The organism is Pseudomonas sp. NPDC089396 (assembly GCF_044749545.1).
Lineage (GTDB): Bacteria > Pseudomonadota > Gammaproteobacteria > Pseudomonadales > Pseudomonadaceae > Aquipseudomonas.
Genome location: NZ_JBIVIC010000001.1, coordinates 159,663 through 179,234, shown reverse-complemented (window position 1 = coordinate 179,234; position 19,572 = coordinate 159,663). Strand labels below are relative to the sequence as shown.

Genomic DNA, 19,572 nt, shown 5'->3' with positions numbered 1-19,572 from the left:
CATTCGAATGATGCATTGCGCAATGTTATAAAGTAACAATACAATTTCGCCAAGCCGTATTCGTCGGAAGGGTTTTCGAGGATGCCGCTGAACATCCCATTGCCTGGTATTGCCATGAACAGCCTGACGCTCCCCGACATCGCCGCACAATCACAGCTGAACGCCACGCCTCTGGACTGGGTCGGCATGTGTGCAATCGCCCTGCCCATTCAGGTTGAAGGACGCCAAGTGGCGGCCATGGCCGATGCCGGGGTCAACTTGATAGATGGCAAATCGCGGGGCATTCATATGTCCAGGCTCTACCTGGCGCTGGAGCGTCTGGAACATCAAGCCCTGACGCCTCTTCTCCTGCGTCACTTGCTGGAGGCGTTTCTCGCCAGCCATGAGGGGCTTTCTACAGCGGCCCATGTGCGACTGAACTTCGAGCATCTACTGAAACGGCCAGCGCTGATCAGCCCTTTGGCCGGCTGGAAGCGTTATCAGGTGAGTGTGGATGCCAAGCTCGAAAACGAAATGTTCCACGTGGAACTATCCGTGCGTGTGCCTTATTCCTCTACCTGCCCTTGTTCTGCAGCATTGGCCCGGCAGTTGATTCAGCGCCAATTCGAGCAAGATTTTAAAGAGGATGAGTTGAATCGAGATGCAGTGCTGAGATGGCTGGGCAGTAGCCAAGGCATAGTGGCGACGCCGCACAGCCAACGGAGCCAGGCCAGCATCAAGCTACGCCTGCGGGACAACTTGGATGCTTTGCCGGTAACCGAGTTGATCGACACGGTTGAAGCTAGCTTGGGGACCGCCGTTCAGACCGCCGTGAAACGCGCAGACGAACAGGCCTTCGCCTTGGCCAATGGGCAGAATCTGATGTTCTGCGAAGATGCGGCCCGACGCCTTCATCGAGCGCTGCGGGCACTGGCCTGGACCACCGGCTTCACCCTGCGCGTGGAACATGCAGAAAGCCTGCATGCCCACGACGCAGTCGCCAGCAGCCAGTGGCAATGGTAGAGATCAGCTACGGGGTTTGACGGTTCCACAATCACTGCCGAGCCAGACGGCCCGGGTATTCATGCTGCCCTGTTGCTGCACACCGGAAGCATTGAAGTTACCGCTGACCTGCGTGGTGAATTCCTTGTCGCTCAGGAAGGTTGCCTGGCCGGTACCCTGGGCCTTGGGGCAGCTGAACTCGAACTTCCAGACATTCCCGGTTCGGTCGGTAATTTTCTGAGTGCAACCAGACTTCGGATCCTGCAACGGAATATCGTTGGTCTGTACCTGCTCCGGTGTCAGACACGAGCGCACGCCATTCCCCCCGACCGTGATGCCTTGCTTGGCCAGGACCCCTTCCATCATTGCCCGTTGCTCTGGCGGCAGGTTCTTAAGCTGCCCCAGCATGAACTGCATATCAGGCAACGGTTTGCCATCGACCTGCATATTGCTGGTAGTGAGCTCCCACAGGCCGGGTTGCAACATCTGCGCATGCACCAGCGGGCTGCTCAGGCCAAGGGCCAGTGCCAACAGTGGCAGACGAATCTTCATGAACCAACGCTCCTCGAAAAAGCCGGCCAACGGGCCGGGCTGAACCTTAGACGCCAAATCCGCATTCAGGTTGCAAGGCGGGTCTGGAACGTGTTCTGTTATCCGCTGTGTATTCGGCAAGCAGGATGCGTATGGATTACCACAGCCCCTACTTCTTCGGCTACGTGCTCGGCATCATTCATTTGCTTGGCGCCATCGCGGCGCTGCATGCAGTGTTCACCGTGCGCACCGCCCAGGGCGCAATTGCCTGGGCCCTGTCGCTGTTCTTCATCCCCTACTTCACGCTGATTCCTTACCTGATCTTCGGCGCTCGCTCGTTCTTCGCCTACATCCAGGCTCGGCGCCAGGCCAACCAGGAAATGCACGTGGCCATGGCCAACCTCAATTGGCGGCCCTGGGTAGAAGAGGCACTCACTGCCCGTGAGTCACAGAGCTACGCCGCGTTGCGCGCCATGCCAAAACTCGGCCGCATGCCCTGCCTGGCCAACAACCAGGTAAAGCTGCTGATCGATGGCAAGGCCACCTTCGATGCCATCTTCGACGCCATTGCCCAGGCCCGTGAAGTGGTACTGGTGCAGTTCTTCATCATCCACGACGACAACCTCGGCAAGGCCCTGCAGCAATTGCTGTTACGCAAGGCAGCCGAAGGTGTACAGGTGTTCGTGCTGTATGACCGGGTGGGCAGCCATGCCCTACCTGCCAGCTACAGCCAGGTACTGCGCGAAGGTGGCGTACAGATTCATGCCTTCGCGACCCGCCGTGGATTGTTCAACCGCTTCCAGGTCAACTTCCGCAACCATCGCAAGATCGTCGTGGTCGATGGCCTGGCCGGGTTCATTGGCGGGCATAACGTAGGGGACGAATACCTCGGCAGCCACCCGCGCCTTTCTCCCTGGCGGGACACCCACGTGCAGATCAGCGGGCCCGTGCTGGCGTGCCTGCAAGAGTCGTTCGCCGAGGACTGGTACTGGGCCACCCGGCAGTTGCCACCGCTGATACTGCCGGACACTTACCCAGACGACGGTGTGCTCTGCCAGGCGTTGGCCAGCGGGCCTGCCGATCCCCAGGAAACCTGCTCGCTGTTCTTTCTCGAAGCGATCCATTCCGCCACCCGGCGGGTGTGGATCACCAGCCCGTATTTCATTCCTGACGAAGCCGTGTTCGCTGCCATGCGGTTGGCCGTGCTTCGCGGAGTGGATGTGCGGGTGCTGATACCGGCCCGCCCGGATCACCGGATCGTCTATGCCGCCTCCAGCCTGTTCGCCTTCGAGGCGGTACGCGCAGGCGTGCGCATGTTCCGCTACCAGCCGGGCTTTCTGCATCAGAAGGTGGTGTTGGTGGACGACGAGGTCAGTGCGATTGGCAGCGCCAATCTGGACAACCGTTCGTTCCGGCTCAACTTCGAGATTACCTTGCTGACGGTCGACCGGGCGTTCGCCGATCAGGTCGAGACCATGCTGCTGGCCGACTTCGAGCAATCCAGGGAAATTACCGCAGAGGACAGCCTCGACACCCATCGCCTCCAGCAATTGGGGATGCGTATCGCGCGGCTGATTTCACCGATCCTGTAACGCGACGGGGGCCGCTATTGCGGCCCCCGTTCATTGCTTTCAGCGATAGAGGTCTTCACGTGTCCAGGGCAAATCATGGTGCCCATCGGCATGAGGCTTCACCGCCAGAATCTGATGCAGGTTGATCCACCCCTTCTGGAATGCATAGGCACAGCCCGCCAGGTAGAGCCGCCAGATGCGCAGGGTTTTTTCCGGCACCAGCGCCGCCGCCTTGTGCAACTGGTTCTCCAGGTTCTCGCTCCAGTGGTGCAAGGTCTTGGCGTAGTGCAGGCGTAGGCTCTCCACGTCCACCACCTCCAGCCCCGCCTCACAGATGCTTGCAGTGATCATCGACAGGTGCGGCAGCTCTCCATGGGGGAACACATAGCGGTCGATGAATTCGCCCGCACCTCGCCCCACAGGTCGGCCATCGATATGCTTGGCAGTGATGCCGTGGTTCATCACCACGCCACCCTCACGCACGGCACCGAACAGCTTCTGGCAATACAACGCCAGGTTGGCATGCCCGACATGTTCGAACATGCCCACGCTGACCACTTTGTCGAAGCGGCCATCCTGCGGCAGGTCGCGATAGTCGAGGATCTGCAGGTCGACCAGGTCGGCCAATCCCTCAGCCTTGACCCGCTGCCGTCCCAGCTTCAGCTGCTCTTTGCTCAAGGTGATACCGAAGACCTTGGCGCCGTACTCGCGTGCGGCGAACCGTGACAACCCACCCCACCCGCAACCCACGTCCAGCAAATAGTCACCTGCCTGCAGGCGCAACTTGCGACACAGGTGATCGAACTTGTCCTGCTGCGCCTGATCGAGGGTATTGTCCGGCTCGCGGAAGTAGGCACAGGAATAGGCCATGTCCTGATCGAGCCAGAGTTGGTAGAACGCGTTGGAAACGTCGTAGTGGTAGGAGATGGACTTGGCATCGGTGCTCTTGTCGTGAGCCACGCGCTGCGGAGGGGCTTTTTCTTCATCGGTCAGCAGCGCTTCGCTGAGCTCGTCGCACACCCGAATGGCTTCGCCAATATCGCCTTCCAGCTCCAGCTTGCCCTCGACGAAAGCGGTGCCCAGCTGGTCCATGCTCGGGTGCATCAGCTGATTGATCAGCTGAGGCTCCTTGACCAGGATGGTGACCTGCGGGCTAGGCCCCAGGTCGAACTGGTTACCGTCCCAAAGTTTAAGGCGCAGCGGCAGGTCAAGACTCTGCAATGCCGGCGGAAGTTGCGCGAGCATGAACGATCCTCCTTTCCATGTTTGGCATGGCGCCTGTGTAATTTCGAACGCCACCGAATCAGAGTAGTTCATTCGTGCGAGCTTTCCGCTAAACAAGACCATGGTCTAGAACTGAATGATCTTAACCGCGATTGTATACAATCCGCCTCGCTCAGCTTAACCTTGTGCCCCTCTCGCGCTTCCTCATCTGGAGTAGAAACCCATGAAATCCTATGACGTGGTGATCATCGGTGGCGGCCCTGGCGGCTACAACGCGGCCATTCGCGCCGGGCAACTTGGCCTCAGCGTCGCCTGTGTGGAGGGTCGCTCGACCCTGGGCGGTACCTGCCTGAATGTGGGCTGCATGCCATCCAAGGCGTTGCTGCATGCCTCCGAACTGTACGAGGCTGCCAGCGGTGACGAGTTCGCCCACCTCGGTATCGAAGTGAAGCCCACCTTGAACCTCGCCCAGATGATGAAACAGAAGGACGAGAGCGTTACCGGCCTGACCAAGGGCATCGAGTACCTGTTCCGCAAGAACAAGGTCGACTGGATCAAGGGCTGGGGCCGCCTGGACGGCGTCGGCAAGGTCATCGTCAAGGCCGAGGATGGCAGCGAAACGACGCTGCAGGCCAAGGACATCGTCATCGCCACCGGCTCCGAGCCGACGCCCCTGCCCGGCGTGACCATCGACAACCAGCGCATCATCGATTCCACCGGCGCCCTCGCCCTGCCGCAAGTGCCCAAGCACCTGGTGGTGATCGGCGCCGGCGTCATCGGCCTGGAGCTGGGTTCGGTATGGCGCCGCCTGGGCAGCCAGGTCACCGTGATCGAGTACCTCGACCGGATCTGCCCTGGCACCGATGACGAGACCGCCAAGACCCTGCAAAAAGCGCTGGCCAAGCAAGGCATGACCTTCAAGCTCGGCAGCAAGGTGACGCAGGCCAGTGCGACGGCCGACGGTGTCAGCCTGACCCTGGAACCGGCCGCGGGGGGTGCTGCAGAAACCTTGCAAGCCGACTATGTGCTGGTCGCCATCGGTCGCCGCCCTTATACCAAGGGCCTGAACCTTGAAAGCGTGGGACTGGAGACCGACAAGCGCGGCATGCTCGACAACCAGCACCATCGCACCTCGGTCCCGGGCATCTGGGTAATCGGCGACGTCACCTCCGGCCCGATGCTGGCGCACAAGGCCGAGGACGAAGCGGTTGCGTGCATCGAACGCATCGCTGGCAAGCCGCATGAGGTGAACTACAACCTGATTCCCGGAGTGATCTACACCCGTCCGGAGCTGGCCACGGTCGGCAAGACCGAAGAGCAGCTCAAGGCTGAGGGCCGGGCCTACAAGGTCGGCAAGTTCCCGTTCACGGCCAACAGCCGGGCCAAGATCAACCACGAGACCGAAGGCTTCGCCAAGGTCATCGCCGATGCCAACACCGATGAGGTGCTGGGCGTGCACCTGGTTGGCCCGAGCGTCAGCGAGATGATCGGCGAGTTCTGCGTGGCCATGGAATTCTCAGCCTCCGCCGAGGACATCGCCCTCACCTGCCACCCGCATCCGACCCGCTCCGAGGCCTTGCGCCAGGCCGCGATGAATGTGCAAGGCATGGCCATGCAGATCTGACCTCGACCAAGCTGCAGCTTGACGCTCCCCGAGGGGGCGTCAGGTTGCCAGCCCCCCTCGCGATGCCGACAATGGCCGCTGCCGCCCTGTCCAGAGATCGCCCCATGCTGCCCCGCTTCGCTGCACTGCTCACCGCGCTGAGCCTTTCCGGTTTCGCCCAGGCTGGCGCCAGCCACTACCCGCTGACGATCGACAACTGTGGTGTAGCGCAGACCTTTGCGCAGGCGCCAGAGCGCGCCGTCACCATCGGCCAGGCCGGCACCGAGCTCCTGTATGCCCTGGGCCTGGGCGGCAAACTTGCGGGCACCTCGCTGTGGTTCAACAACGTGCTACCAGAGTTCAAGACGCAGAACGACAAGGTCGAGCGCCTCGCCGACAACGAGCCGAGCTTCGAGGCCGTCGTCAACAAGCGTCCGCAGTTGGTGACCGTGCAGTTCGAGTGGATGGTCGGCCCCCAGGGCGCGGTCGGTACGCGCCAACAATTCAATGAGCTGAACATCCCGACCTACCTCTTGCCTTCCGACTGTGAAGGCAAGGACAACCTGGTCGGCGCCGACGGCACCCGAATACAACCGTTTCGCATCGACACCGTCTACAAAAGTGTCAGCCAGCTGGCAGAGATTTTTGACGTACAGGACCGTGGCGCCGCGCTGAATGCCGATCTCAAAGCCCGCCTGGATCATGCCAGGCAGCAGCTCGCAGACAAGGACCTGTCGAAAACCTCCGCACTGTTCTGGTTCTCCAGCGCCGACCTCGACACCGACCCCTACGTCGCCGGTCGCGAGGGCGTGGCTGATTTCATGCTGCAGACTCTTGGCGTGCGCAATGTCGTCGCATCCAATGAGGAATGGCCAACGGTCGGCTGGGAAACGTTGGCCAAGGCCAATCCGACCTGGATCATCATCGCCCGCATGGACCGCCGCCGCTTCCCCGCCGACGACCACCAGAAGAAGCTGGAATTCTTGCGCAACGACCCGGTGACCCGGCAAATGGATGCGGTGAAGCAAGGGCGCATCGTCATCCTCGATGCCGATGCCATGCAGGCTGGCATCCGCCTGTTCCGTGGCCTCGAAACCCTCTCGAGCGCTTTCGCCACCGGCAAGGCGCCCGCCGATCAGTCAGCGGACGTCAGTTTGATTCGCCACAGGCCGTAATGGCCAAGATGCAACGGCGACAGGGGTTGCACGTCGATGCGATGAAAAGCCGCCAATGGGCATTGCAGTACATGCAGCATCGCCGCTCGGATGATCATCGGGTGCGTCACGGCGACCCAATGGCCGGGTGCCGTGAAGCCTTCCAGCCAGTCAGCCACGCGCCGGCAAACGTCGGCAATCGACTCACCTCCATGGGGCGCTGACTGAGGGTCGTTCAACCACGCCTGCAAGAGCTCAGGCTCATCGCGCTGTAGCGCCTTCAGCGACACCCCTTTCCATCGCCCGAAATCGCAGTCCCGCAAAGCAGGTTCCACGGTAGGCCGCAGCCCCAACAGCCCCGCCGTCTGCATGGCGCGCAGCTCAGGCCCGGTCAGGCCAATCGAGCCCTTGGGCAAGACCAAGGGCTGAGCGGTTGTGAGCTGAACCCCGTCCTCATCGGCATGAAATCGCCCTGTCCGCTGCGCTTCGGTCGGTGCATGGCTGATCAGCGTGAGATGGGTGGCCTTCATGGATGAACCTTGATGAGCTTGGATCTCGACAAGGTATATCAAACCGTGGCGCGCAGTGCGCGGGCGGCGGCGACCATGTTCACCAGTGCCGCTTCGGTCTCCGGCCAGGCGCGCGTTTTCAAGCCGCAGTCCGGGTTGACCCACAGGCGCTCGGCAGGGATACGCTGGGCCGCCTTGCTCAACAGCTTGATGATCTCGTCCCTGGTCGGCACCCGCGGCGAATGGATGTCGTAGACGCCCGGGCCGATCTCGTTCGGGTAGTCGAACTTCTCGAAGGCCTCCAGCAGCTCCATGTCCGAACGCGAGGTCTCGATGGTGATGACGTCCGCGTCCATCGCGGCGATCGACTCGATCACGTCGTTGAACTCGCTGTAGCACATGTGGGTGTGGATCTGGGTTTCGTCACGCACACCGGACGCGCACAGGCGGAAGGCTTCGGTTGCCCAGTCCAGGTAGTGAGCCCAGGCGCTCCTGCGCAGCGGCAGGCCTTCGCGGAACGCGGCTTCGTCGATCTGCACGATCTTGATGCCAGCAGCTTCCAGGTCGACCACCTCATCGCGTATGGCCAGCGCCAGCTGGCGCGCCTGCACTTCGCGGCTCACATCTTCGCGTGGGAAGGACCACATCAGCATGGTCACAGGGCCAGTCAGCATGCCCTTCATCACCTTGTCGGTCAGGCTCTGGGCGTATTTGATCCACTCCACGGTCATCGCTTTGGGGCGACTCAGGTCACCGAAGATGACCGCTGGTTTGACGCAGCGGGAACCATAGCTCTGTACCCAGCCGAAGCGGGTGAAGACGTAGCCGTCCAACTGCTCGGCGAAATATTCGACCATGTCGTTACGCTCGGCTTCACCGTGCACCAGCACGTCCAGGCCGAGGTTCTCCTGAATCTCTACGGCATGGCTAATTTCGCTCTGCATGGCTTCGACGTAGTCGCCCTCGGTCAGCTTGCCCTGCTTGAACGACTGACGCGCCAGACGGATCGCCGAAGTCTGTGGGAAGGAACCGATGGTAGTGGTTGGGTAGGCCGGCAGGTCGAGACCGGCGCGCTGCTTGGCAATGCGCTGCTCGAAGGCCGATTGACGCTGGCTGTCGGCGGGCTTGATAGCCGCCAGACGCGCTTGTACCGCTACCTTGTGGATCCGCGGCGAAGTGGCGCGGTTGGCTTGAATGGCGCGGCTACGTTCCAGGGCGGCAACAACATCGGCAACGCCCGGCTGGTTGACGGCCTTGGCCAGCACGGCCACTTCCTGGCACTTCTGCACAGCAAAGGCCAGCCAGCTCTTGAGCTCTGCGTCGAGCTTGTCTTCACGGGCCAGGTCGACCGGGCTGTGCAGCAGCGAGCAGGACGGCGCAACCCACAGGCGATCGCCCAGGCGCTCGGCTGCATCCTGCAGCACGCTGACGGATTTCTCCAGGTCGGTGGCCCAGACGTTGCGGCCGTTGACCAGCCCCAGCGAAAGCACCTTGTAGGTCGGCAGGCGGTCGAGGATGGTCGGGTACTGGTCGGGGGCACGCACGAGGTCAATGTGCAGGCCGTCCACCGGCAGATTCGCCGCCAGACCCAGGTTTTCTTCCAGACCACCGAAATAGGTGGCTATCAGCTTTTTCAGCGGAGCACGCTGCAGGATGTTGTAGACGCGCTCGTAGGCGTTCTTCCACTCCTGAGGCAGGTCCAGCACCAGGATCGGCTCGTCGATCTGTACCCACTCCACGCCTTGGGCAGCCAGGCGGTTGAAGATTTCGTCGTACAGCGGCAGCAGACGCTCGACCAGTTCCAGCTTGTCGAACTCGGCACCCTTGGTCTTGCCGAGCCACAGGTAGGTCAGCGGGCCGATCACCACCGGCTTGACGGCATGGCCGAGGGCCTTGGCTTCGTCGACCTCTTCGAACAGCTGCTCCCAGCTCAGGGCAAACTGCTGGTCAGCGGTGAACTCAGGGACCAGGTAGTGATAGTTGGTGTCGAACCACTTGGTCATTTCCTGGGCGTGGGCACCGCCGCAGCAGTTATCCACAGCGCCACGGCCCATGCTGAACAGGGTTTGCAACGTGGGCTTCGCACCTTCGTGGCCACGGAAACGCTGCGGAATCACACCGAAGGTCAACGAGTGGGTCAGCACCTGGTCGTACCAGGCGAAATCACCGACGGGCAGCAACTCGATGCCAGCGTCCTTCTGCGCCTGCCAGTGGGCGGCACGTAGCTCACAACCAACAGCGCGCAAACCGGCTTCGCTCAGCTCGCCCTTCCAGAATGCTTCCTGAGCTTTTTTCAGCTCGCGGTCACGACCGATGCGCGGAAAGCCGAGGTTGTGTGCCAGTGCCATGGTGTTCTGTCCCTAACGAAGAATTCGATGAGGGAATTGTCAGGATTCAGTGCTCATGAGACAAACTCATTTTTTTTGCACACAACTATAGAATTTCTCATGATCGACCTAGGGTCGCTGAGGGTCAGAACAGGATGGGAGACGCGGCTGGCGCCTGTCGCAGGCGCAACAGGTTGAACAACAAGGGCGCCGTAGGGCGCCCTTGTTGTTTGCGGGAGGAGCAATGCTTTTCGGAAAAAACGTTAGTTCCGATTCAAGCAATCAAAGCGTCACGCTGTACAGCACCTCGCCAGCGGGGGAAACGAAGTCAGCACGCTGGGGCTTGATGTTGAGATAGCGGTCGTTATCTTTAGCACGCTCGGCATGCTCGACGCTTTTCAGGTAGCCATAAATGACAACGCTGGCCTCGGTGCGTACCGCTTCGATCTTGCGGGCGATCGCTTGATCTTCGACCGGAACAAATTGCAGTGCCGTGGCTTCGGTAAAGCCATAGTGCAAGCTGATTGGACTACCATTGAAATAGGAGCGTGCCGGCGGGAAACTGGAGCCGACGTTCATGCCCTTCTTGTCAGACTCGGTCAAATCGCGCTTGTCGGTGAACAAATCCGGGCTCAGGCTAAAGCCTTTGCGGTTGAAGTCGTAAGTCGCAATTTCAGCAAATTTTGGTTTGATTTCAAATTTGACGTAGCGAACACCGTTGATCTTGCTGCTCTCAGAGACCAACAATTCCTTGAAGTTCTTGGCCAGATCAATCTTGGCAAAGCCGTCTTTTTCAAACATGTATTTCTTTGACAGTTCGGCGATACCCTTGGGATAACCGTCGTACTGAGTATACACTTGCAATACGTCAATCAGTGTTTCGTCTGACTCATTGAAGCCATTGAATGCGATGTAAAGGTTACCCGGCATCCACGGCTTATGGATGTCCAAATAAGCTGAATCATCCGCCACCGGCAAATCAGGCAGCACGGTGCTGTTGGCTTCGTGCATGGCAATGGAAGCTTTGAAAGCCTCTTCTCGCTTTCTCTGGGCCTCTTCTTCAAGCTGCTTGTGTTTAAGCTCGGACTCTTCCTGCATGCGCTGAGCTATGGATTTCCCATCCTTGTCTGCAAAGTTTTCAGGCTCTTCGCCACAGCCAGATAGCAGGGATGTGGACAGCGCGAACGTGATGGCCAAAGTCAGTGATTTTTTACGAAGCATTCTTAGTTCCGTCTAGCTGAAGGGCTATTTGAATGTGCCCAGAGGTTTTGCATTGTCCAAGAGACAACTATTTACACTGCAACGCCGCTGTTGAATGCCTTGATACCTTTGACGCAGCGAATAATCATCCACACGGCCCATGCCAGAATGATGAAGTAGCCAATAATGAATACTGCCGTGACAGAACCGATTACCAGCCAGAGCAGTCCCCACCAGAACGTGCTGATCTGATGCTGGTAGTAAGAGTCTGTGAGGGTATCTTTTCCTTTATTGACATACGCCATGATCAGACCAATCAGCCCGGTGAAAGGGATGAAGAGACCGGCCAGATACAGGAAGTAGACATACAATGCAGTTTTGTCCTGCGGCGCCTGGTTCAGGTTATTACTCATTACGGAACTCCTTGTATTGTGTTTGCTTTTTCAAAGTCAGGCCCGCTAAACCATTACTCTTTTTAGTGAGGGTCTATTTCCGCTGGATTCCTGACGCCGGCAAATTGCCATATGGCGCGCGTCGGAATCTACACGAACATATGGCAAATGGCTACCATTCGGGAAGCCGAACCGGTCTATGACAACGTCATGACACCTCGTTCGAATTGAAGCGACCGAAGCTGAAGAGGGGCAAAGGAGAGGGCGAGCGTTTTAAGACTCAGTGGAAGGAAGCGGCGTACTACGACGCAGTCACCGAAAGGTGAGCAAGGAAGGTGGTGGAGCGCTCCTGTCACAGGGGAGGATAACCCCCCCCTGTAACCGTTATTACTGTCCTGATGCCGTATTAATTGTCTAAAACCAACGGACTTCAGAAACTGCCCAGTCTTACTCTACAGTCACCGACTTCGCCAGGTTACGAGGCTGGTCAACGTCGGTACCTTTGAGCACGGCAACGTAGTACGACAGCAGCTGCAGCGGAATGGTGTACAAGATCGGAGCCAGGGCGTCGGAGATGTGCGGCACCTTCACCACGTGGGTACCCTCGCCATTGCTCATGCCGGCCTGCTCGTCAGCGAACACCACCAGCTCACCGCCGCGTGCGCGAACTTCCTGCAGGTTCGACTTGAGCTTCTCCAGCAACTCGTTATTCGGTGCAACAGTCACCACCGGCATGTCGTTATCCACCAGCGCCAGCGGGCCATGCTTCAGCTCACCTGCCGGGTAGGCTTCAGCGTGGATGTAGGAAATCTCCTTGAGCTTGAGTGCACCTTCCATGGCCACCGGATACTGGGCGCCACGTCCGAGGAACAGGGTGTGGTGCTTGTCGGCAAACAGCTCGGCGATCTTCTCGACGGTAGCGTCCATGGCCAGCGCTTCGCCCAGGCGAGCCGGCAGACGACGCAGCTCTTCCACCAGTTCGGCTTCGACGCCAGCTTCCAGGGTACCGCGCACCTGGCCCAGGGCCAGGGTCAGCAGCATCAGCGATACCAGCTGGGTGGTGAACGCCTTGGTCGAGGCCACGCCGATTTCCGGCCCGGCCAGGGTCAGCAGGGTCAGGTCGGATTCACGCACCAGCGAGCTGATGCCAACGTTGCAGATCGCCAGGCTGCCCAGGAAGCCCAGCTCCTTGGCGTTGCGCAGGGCAGCCAGGGTATCGGCGGTTTCGCCCGACTGAGAAATCGACACGAACAGGGTGTCTGGCTGCACCACGACCTTGCGGTAGCGGAACTCGCTGGCCACTTCGACCTGGCAAGGAATACCCGCCAGGCTCTCCAGCCAATAACGGGCGACCATGCCGGCGTGGTAGCTGGTGCCACAGGCGACGATCTGCACATTGCGCACTTTGGCGAACAGCTCGGCGGCTTGTGGGCCGAAGGCCTGGACCATCACGTGGTCATTGCCCAGGCGGCCTTCCAGGGTGCGCTGGACCACGGTCGGCTGCTCGTGGATTTCCTTGAGCATGAAGTGGCGATAGTTGCCCTTGTCGGCCGCTTCGGCACCTTCGTGGTACTGCACGGTTTCACGCTGCACGGCATTGCCGGCCTGGTCCCAGATCTTCACCTGGTCGCGGCGGATCTCGGCGATGTCGCCCTCCTCCAGGTACATGAAGCGGTCGGTGACCTGACGCAGGGCCAATTGGTCGGACGCCAGGAAGTTCTCGCCATGGCCCAGGCCGATTACCAGTGGGCTGCCACTGCGCGCGGCCACCAGGCGATCAGGCTGTTTAACGCTGACCAGCGCCAGGCCATAAGCGCCGTGCAGGCGCTTGATCGCGGCCTTGAGGGCATCGGCCAGGTCCGGGATGGTCTTCAGGGTGTGGTGGATGAGGTGGACGATGACCTCGGTGTCGGTCTGCGAGGCGAACACATAACCCAGGCCTTTGAGCTCTTCACGCAGCGCTTCGTGGTTTTCGATGATGCCGTTGTGCACCACTGCCACTTCGTTGCCGGAGAAGTGCGGGTGGGCATTGCCTTCGGTCGGCGCGCCATGGGTGGCCCAGCGAGTGTGGGCAATGCCCAGTTGGCCAATCAGCGGCTCGGCGGCATTGGCAGCTTCCAGCTCGGCGACCTTGCCGATGCGGCGCAGGCGCTGCAGTTCGCCCTGCTGGGTGTAGACCGCCAGGCCGGCGCTGTCATAGCCACGGTACTCAAGACGCTTGAGGCCTTCGATGAGGATTGCGGTGATATTGCGCTCGGCTACGGCACCAACGATTCCACACATGATTATTGCTCCTGGCTGATCGCGGCACAGATCAGGTTGATGCCGCGGGCTTGAATATTTTCGCGTGCCGCTGCAGGCAGGCGTTCGTCTGTAATGAGGGTGTGCACGTTGCCCCAGGGCAGCTCGAGGTTGGGGATCTTGCGCCCGACCTTGTCGGACTCGACCATCACGATCACTTCCCGCGCCACCTCGGCCATCACCCGGCTCAGGCCGAGCAGTTCATTGAAGGTGGTCGTGCCGCGGGTGAGGTCGATGCCATCGGCACCAATGAACAGCTGGTCGAAATCGTAAGAGCGTAGTACCTGCTCTGCGACCTGGCCCTGGAACGATTCGGAGTGAGGATCCCAGGTGCCGCCGGTCATCAGCAGCACGGGCTCGTGTTCGAGTTCGCTGATGGCGCGCGCCACGTTCAGCGAATTGGTCATCACCACCAGGCCCGGCTGGCGGCCCAGTTCCGGAATCATGGCGGCCGTGGTGCTGCCGCTGTCGATGATGATGCGTGCGTGCTCGCGGATGCGCCCGACGGCAGCACGGGCGATGGCCTTCTTGTAGGCAGACACGGGCTGTGCGGACTCACCGAGCATTTCCTGCGGTACCGGTACCGCGCCGCCATAACGACGCAGCAACAGGCCATTGGCTTCGAGCGCAGCCAGATCCTTGCGGATCGTCACTTCCGACGTTTCGAATCGCTTGGCAAGCGCATCCACACTGACCTCACCCTGCTCGCTGAGCATGGCCAGGATGTTGTGCCGGCGCTGGGGGGTGTTTCGTTTCGACATTGGCGCTTAAGTTTCGATTCGAAAGATAATGGTTGCAATCAAAACCTAAGATGGAGGTTTCGTCAAGCTGGCGATGACCTGTGGATAATTTTTGCCTGCTCTGGCCCTATCGCCGGCAAGCCGGCTCCCACAGGGTCATGTGCAACGCGATCCCTGTGGGAGCCGGCTTGCCGGCGATAGGGCCCGCACAACCAATAAAAAAGCCGACCTATTCTCATAGGTCGGCTTCTCTCGAATCAGCTGTGTATAACTCAGCTCTTCTTGATTTTCTCCGGACGTTTCCACCCCGAGATATTGCGCTGGCGCGCACGCGCCACCGCCAGCTCACCCGCTTCAACGGTCTGGGTAATAGTCGATCCAGCAGCCGTCGTCGCACCGTCCTTGATATCCACAGGCGCCACCAACGAGTTGTTGGAACCGATGAACACGTCTTCACCCATAACGGTCTTGAACTTGTTAGCCCCGTCGTAGTTGCAGGTGATGGTGCCAGCACCGATGTTGGTACGTGCGCCGACTTCTGCATCGCCCAGGTAGGTCAGATGGCCAGCCTTGGCCCCTTCGCCCAAATGCGCGTTCTTCAGTTCGACAAAGTTACCCACATGGGCCTTGGCATCGAGCACACTGCCCGGGCGCAAGCGAGCGAACGGACCGGCATCGCTGCCTTCCCCCATCACCGCGCCTTCGAGATGGCTGTTGGCTTTGATCACCACGCCTTTGCGCAGGGTGCTGTCCTTGATCACGCAGTTGGGGCCGATCTGTACGTCGTCCTCGATCACCACCTTGCCTTCGAGGATCACATTGATATCGATCAGCACATCGCGACCAACGGTGACTTCACCACGCACGTCGAAGCGCGCAGGGTCCCGCAACGTGACACCCTGAGCCATCAGGCGGCGGCCTTCACGCAGTTGGTAGTGGCGCTCGAGTTCGGACAGCTGGCGGCGGTCGTTGGCGCCCTGCACTTCCATGGGGTCGTGCGGCTGTTCGGTAGCAACCACCAGGCCATCGGCGACAGCCATGGCGATGACGTCGGTGAGGTAGTACTCGCCTTGGGCATTGTTGTTCGACAAGCGGCCCATCCAGTCGGCCAGGCGCGCGGCAGGCAGGGCGAGGATACCGGTATTGCCTTCCTTGATAGCCTTCTGCGCTTCGCTGGCGTCCTTGTGCTCGACGATCGCCGTTACCTGCCCGGCGCCATCTCGCACAATGCGGCCGTAGCCGGTCGGATCCTGCAGCGTGACGGTGAGCAGACCCAGCTGGGTGTCACTGACCTTGGCCAGCAGGCGCTGCAAGGTTTCCACCTCGATCAGCGGAACATCGCCGTAAAGCACCAGCACAGTGTCGGCGGTAATGGCCGGCAGCGCCTGGGCAACGGCATGGCCTGTGCCCAGCTGCTTGTCCTGCATGACGAAGTTGAGGTCGTCGGCGGCCAGGCGCTCACGTACCAACTCGGCACCGTGGCCAATGACCACGTGGATTCCCTGAGGCTGAAGCTGACGTGCGCTGTGGATAACATGGCCAAGCATGGAGTTGCCCGCAACCGGGTGGAGCACCTTGGGCAGCGCCGAACGCATGCGGGTACCTTGGCCAGCGGCGAGAATAACGATATCGAGTGACATTGACTGGCTACCAATCCTGGGTGGTCAGTGAAATGACCGGGAGGGAAAATCGGAAAAAGAAAAAGGGTAGCCGAGGCTACCCTTTTACTCAATCGCTACGGAAGTGATCAGCCGTCGGCCGATTACTTGCCCCGGCGCATTTGCTGGACGGTGCGCAGCTGAGCTGCGGCCTCGGCCAGGCGTGCGGCGGCGGCGCCGTAGTCGAAGTCCGCGCCTTTCAGATTCAGGGCGTTCTCGGCAGCCTTGAGGGCTTCCTGAGCCTGAGCTTCATCCAGGTCTCCAGCACGTTGCACGGTATCGGCAAGCACCTTGACCATGTTCGGCTGAACCTCGAGGAAACCACCAGAGATGTAGAACACCTCCTGGGCGCCACCCTGCTTGGTCAGCGTGATCGGACCAGGCTTCAGATTGGTGATCAGCGGCGCGTGGCCTGGAGCGATACCAAGATCACCCAGGTTACCGTGCGCAACCACCATCTCGACCAGGCCGGAGAAGATCTCTCCTTCCGCGCTGACGATATCGCAATGGACTGTCATAGCCATCTGCTTGCCTCAACCTGATAGCGCCCCTTGCGGGGCGCAGGAATTACAGTTTCTTGGCTTTCTCGATCGCTTCGTCGATGCTGCCGACCATGTAGAACGCTTGTTCTGGCAGGTGGTCGTAGTCACCTTTGAGGATGCCGCTGAAGCCAGCGATGGTGTCTTTCAGAGACACGTACTTGCCTGGCGAGCCGGTGAAGACTTCGGCCACGAAGAACGGCTGCGACAGGAAGCGCTGGATCTTACGAGCGCGGGCTACCAGTTGCTTGTCGCTTTCGGACAGTTCGTCCATACCCAGGATCGCGATGATGTCCTTCAGCTCTTTGTAGCGCTGCAGAACATACTGAACGCCACGAGCGGTGTCGTAGTGTTCGTTGCCGATCACGTTCGGGTCCAGCTGACGGGAAGTCGAGTCCAGTGGATCGACCGCTGGGTAGATACCCAGGGAGGCGATGTCACGGGACAGAACGACGGTGGCGTCCAAGTGGGCGAAGGTGGTCGCTGGCGACGGGTCGGTCAGGTCGTCCGCAGGTACGTATACGGCCTGGACGGAGGTGATCGAACCTTCCTTGGTGGAGGTGATGCGCTCTTGCAGAACGCCCATCTCTTCAGCCAGGGTCGGCTGGTAACCTACTGCCGAAGGCATACGGCCCAGCAGTGCGGATACTTCGGTACCGGCCAGGGTGTAACGATAGATGTTGTCGACGAACAGCAGAACGTCGTTACCCTCGTCACGGAACTTCTCAGCCATGGTCAGGCCGGTCAGCGCTACGCGCAGACGGTTTCCTGGTGGCTCGTTCATCTGACCGTAGACCAGCGCTACTTTGTCGAGAACGTTGGAGTCCTTCATCTCGTGATAGAAGTCGTTACCCTCACGAGTACGCTCACCCACACCAGCGAACACGGAGTAACCGCTGTGTTCCATGGCGATGTTACGGATCAGTTCCATCATGTTTACGGTCTTGCCGACACCGGCACCACCGAACAGACCAACTTTACCACCCTTGGCGAACGGGCAAACCAGGTCGATAACCTTGATGCCGGTTTCCAGCAGGTCGTTGCCGCCTGCCTGGTCAGCGAACGAAGGCGCTGGCTGGTGGATACCGCGACGCTCTTCTTCGCCGATCGGGCCGGCTTCGTCGATCGGGTTGCCCAGAACGTCCATGATACGGCCCAGAGTGGCCTTACCAACTGGAACGGAAATGGCAGCGCCGGTGTCGACGACATCCAGACCGCGCTTGAGGCCTTCGGTGGAGCCCATCGCAATGGTACGAACCACGCCGTCGCCCAGCTGCTGCTGAACTTCCAGGGTGGTTTCCGCGCCTTGTACTTTCAGCGCGTTGTATACACTCGGCACGACGTCACGTGGGAATTCCACGTCGATGACGGCGCCGATGATTTGAACGATACGTCCGCTACTCATAGCTGGATCCTCTGAATATGTGAACCGTTAAACCGCGGCAGCGCCGCCGACGATTTCCGAGATCTCCTGGGTGATCGCAGCCTGACGCGCCTTGTTGTAGATCAACTGAAGCTCTTTGATCAAATCACCGGCGTTGTCTGTGGCGTTCTTCATGGCGATCATCCGGGCCGCTTGTTCAGCAGCGTTGTTCTCGACCACCGCCTGGTACACCTGCGACTCCACGTAACGCACCATCAAGCCGTCCAGCAGCTCTTTTGCGTCGGGTTCGTACAGGTAATCCCAGTGATGCTTGAGATCCTGATCCGGGGTTGCCACCAACGGTACCAATTGCTCGACCGTCGGTTGTTGGGTCATGGTATTGATGAACTTGTTCGACACCACGGAGAGGCGATCGATACGGCCGTCCAGGTAGGCGTCCAGCATCACTTTGACGGAGCCGATCAGATCATTGATCGATGGCTCTTCGCCCAGTTGGCTGATCGCGGCTACGACGTTGCCGCCAAAGATGCGGAAGAAAGTCGCACCCTTGCTGCCGATCACGCACAGGTCGATTTCGACGCCCTGTTCGCGGTTGACGTTCATGTCCTTGACCAGGGCCTTGAACAGGTTGGTGTTCAAGCCACCGCACAGACCACGGTCACTGCTCACCACGATATAACCGGTACGCTTTACAGGGCGCTCGATCATAAACGGGTGGCGGTATTCCGGGTTGGCGTTGGCCAGATGACCGATCACCTGGCGGATACGCTCCGCGTAAGGACGGCTAGCAGCCATGCGCATTTGAGCTCTGCGCATCTTGCTGACCGCCACTTTCTCCATGGCGCTGGTAATTTTTTGCGTGCTTTTGATGCTCGCAATCTTACTGCGAATCTCTTTTGCGCCTGCCATGTATCACCTATCAGGTTAGCAAGCGGGGGCCTGAGCCCCCGCTGCGGCTTACCAGGTCTGGGTGGCCTTGAACTTCTCGATACCGGCTTTCAGGCCTGCGTCGATTTCGTCGTTGAAGTCACCCTTCACGTTGATCTTCGCCAACAGTTCGGCGTAATCACGGTTGAAGAAGGCGATCAGTGCTTGCTCGAAGCTGCCGATCTTGGAGACTTCTACGTCAGTCAGGAAACCACGCTCAGCGGCGTACAGCGACAGGGCCATGTCCGCGATGGACATTGGCGCGTACTGCTTCTGCTTCATCAGCTCGGTTACGCGCTGACCATGCTCCAGCTGCTTGCGGGTCGCTTCGTCCAGATCGGAAGCGAACTGGGCGAATGCAGCCAGTTCACGGTACTGAGCCAGAGCGGTACGAATACCACCGGACAGCTTCTTGATGATCTTGGTCTGAGCGGCACCACCTACACGGGATACCGAAACACCGGCGTTCACTGCAGGGCGGATGCCCGAGTTGAACATGGACGATTACAGGAATATCTTAACTACGGTGAT

The 19,572-nt window shown here is 59.9% G+C and carries 16 protein-coding genes and 1 pseudogene; 4 read left to right on the top strand and 13 right to left on the bottom strand.

The genetic code is table 11. The annotated features are described in order from the left end of the window. Nucleotides 1-114 precede the first annotated feature (114 nt). Nucleotides 115-1,002, top strand: coding sequence for a GTP cyclohydrolase FolE2 (gene folE2 / locus ACIPZB_RS00880; protein ID WP_400638639.1), 888 nt, complete (start codon nt 115-117; stop codon nt 1,000-1,002). A gap of 3 nt (nt 1,003-1,005) precedes the next feature. On the opposite strand, the gene ACIPZB_RS00875 is transcribed toward folE2, so the two are convergent. Next, complete coding sequence (locus ACIPZB_RS00875; protein ID WP_400638638.1) at nt 1,006-1,533, bottom strand: DUF3617 domain-containing protein; 528 nt, start codon at nt 1,531-1,533, stop codon at nt 1,006-1,008. Nucleotides 1,534-1,664: 131 nt separating this feature from the next. Here ACIPZB_RS00875 and cls point away from each other — a divergent pair, with 131 nt between their 5' ends. Then, nucleotides 1,665-3,104 (top strand): cardiolipin synthase, encoded by a 1,440-nt coding sequence (gene cls, locus ACIPZB_RS00870; RefSeq protein WP_400638637.1) that lies wholly within the window; start codon nt 1,665-1,667, stop codon nt 3,102-3,104. Between the two features lie 39 nt (nt 3,105-3,143). Here the strand turns inward: cls and cfaB are convergent, their stop codons facing one another. Further along, nucleotides 3,144-4,328, bottom strand: a complete 1,185-nt coding sequence (gene cfaB, locus ACIPZB_RS00865) for a C17 cyclopropane fatty acid synthase CfaB (protein WP_400638636.1) — start codon at nt 4,326-4,328, stop codon at nt 3,144-3,146. Nucleotides 4,329-4,530: 202 nt separating this feature from the next. On the opposite strand from cfaB, the gene lpdA reads away from it, so the two are divergent. Then, complete coding sequence (gene lpdA, locus ACIPZB_RS00860) at nt 4,531-5,931, top strand: dihydrolipoyl dehydrogenase (RefSeq protein WP_400638635.1); 1,401 nt, start codon at nt 4,531-4,533, stop codon at nt 5,929-5,931. Between the two features lie 104 nt (nt 5,932-6,035). Then, nucleotides 6,036-7,085, top strand: coding sequence for an ABC transporter substrate-binding protein (locus ACIPZB_RS00855; protein ID WP_400638634.1), 1,050 nt, complete (start codon nt 6,036-6,038; stop codon nt 7,083-7,085). Here the strand turns inward: ACIPZB_RS00855 and ACIPZB_RS00850 are convergent. From ACIPZB_RS00850 to ACIPZB_RS00800, 11 genes and pseudogenes are all read right to left on the bottom strand, one after another. Then, the gene (locus ACIPZB_RS00850; protein ID WP_400638633.1) at nt 7,046-7,594 is read right to left on the bottom strand and encodes a histidine phosphatase family protein; all 549 of its coding nucleotides are present in this window, start codon (nt 7,592-7,594) and stop codon (nt 7,046-7,048) included. The genes ACIPZB_RS00855 and ACIPZB_RS00850 overlap by 40 nt on opposite strands. 38 nt (nt 7,595-7,632) lie before the next feature. Continuing rightward, on the bottom strand, nt 7,633-9,921 hold the full coding sequence (metE, locus tag ACIPZB_RS00845; protein WP_400638632.1) for a 5-methyltetrahydropteroyltriglutamate--homocysteine S-methyltransferase: 2,289 nt from the start codon (nt 9,919-9,921) through the stop codon (nt 7,633-7,635). A gap of 261 nt (nt 9,922-10,182) precedes the next feature. Continuing rightward, nucleotides 10,183-11,121, bottom strand: a complete 939-nt coding sequence (locus ACIPZB_RS00840) for a hypothetical protein (RefSeq protein ID WP_400638631.1) — start codon at nt 11,119-11,121, stop codon at nt 10,183-10,185. Between the two features lie 71 nt (nt 11,122-11,192). Beyond that, on the bottom strand, nt 11,193-11,513 hold the full coding sequence (locus ACIPZB_RS00835; RefSeq protein ID WP_400638630.1) for a DUF4870 family protein: 321 nt from the start codon (nt 11,511-11,513) through the stop codon (nt 11,193-11,195). Between the two features lie 426 nt (nt 11,514-11,939). After that, nucleotides 11,940-13,775 carry a glutamine--fructose-6-phosphate transaminase (isomerizing) gene (glmS, locus tag ACIPZB_RS00830; protein WP_400638629.1) on the bottom strand — a complete coding sequence of 612 codons (1,836 nt, stop codon included), beginning with the start codon at nt 13,773-13,775 and terminating at the stop codon, nt 11,940-11,942. 2 nt (nt 13,776-13,777) lie between these two features. Further along, nucleotides 13,778-14,554, bottom strand: a complete 777-nt coding sequence (locus ACIPZB_RS00825) for a DeoR/GlpR family DNA-binding transcription regulator (RefSeq protein WP_400638628.1) — start codon at nt 14,552-14,554, stop codon at nt 13,778-13,780. A 251-nt stretch (nt 14,555-14,805) separates the two neighbouring features. Next, nucleotides 14,806-16,173, bottom strand: a complete 1,368-nt coding sequence (gene glmU / locus ACIPZB_RS00820) for a bifunctional UDP-N-acetylglucosamine diphosphorylase/glucosamine-1-phosphate N-acetyltransferase GlmU (protein WP_400638627.1) — start codon at nt 16,171-16,173, stop codon at nt 14,806-14,808. A gap of 122 nt (nt 16,174-16,295) precedes the next feature. Beyond that, a complete protein-coding gene (locus ACIPZB_RS00815; RefSeq protein ID WP_008092237.1) occupies nt 16,296-16,715 on the bottom strand; it encodes a F0F1 ATP synthase subunit epsilon in 420 nt (139 codons plus the stop codon). 43 nt (nt 16,716-16,758) lie between these two features. After that, nucleotides 16,759-18,135 (bottom strand): F0F1 ATP synthase subunit beta, encoded by a 1,377-nt coding sequence (atpD, locus tag ACIPZB_RS00810; RefSeq protein ID WP_008092236.1) that lies wholly within the window; start codon nt 18,133-18,135, stop codon nt 16,759-16,761. 27 nt (nt 18,136-18,162) lie between these two features. Then, complete coding sequence (gene atpG / locus ACIPZB_RS00805; protein ID WP_008092234.1) at nt 18,163-19,023, bottom strand: F0F1 ATP synthase subunit gamma; 861 nt, start codon at nt 19,021-19,023, stop codon at nt 18,163-18,165. Nucleotides 19,024-19,071: 48 nt separating this feature from the next. After that, nucleotides 19,072-19,539, bottom strand: a pseudogene (locus ACIPZB_RS00800) (F0F1 ATP synthase subunit alpha); the annotation flags it as partial. Between the last annotated feature and the right edge of the window lie 33 nt (nt 19,540-19,572).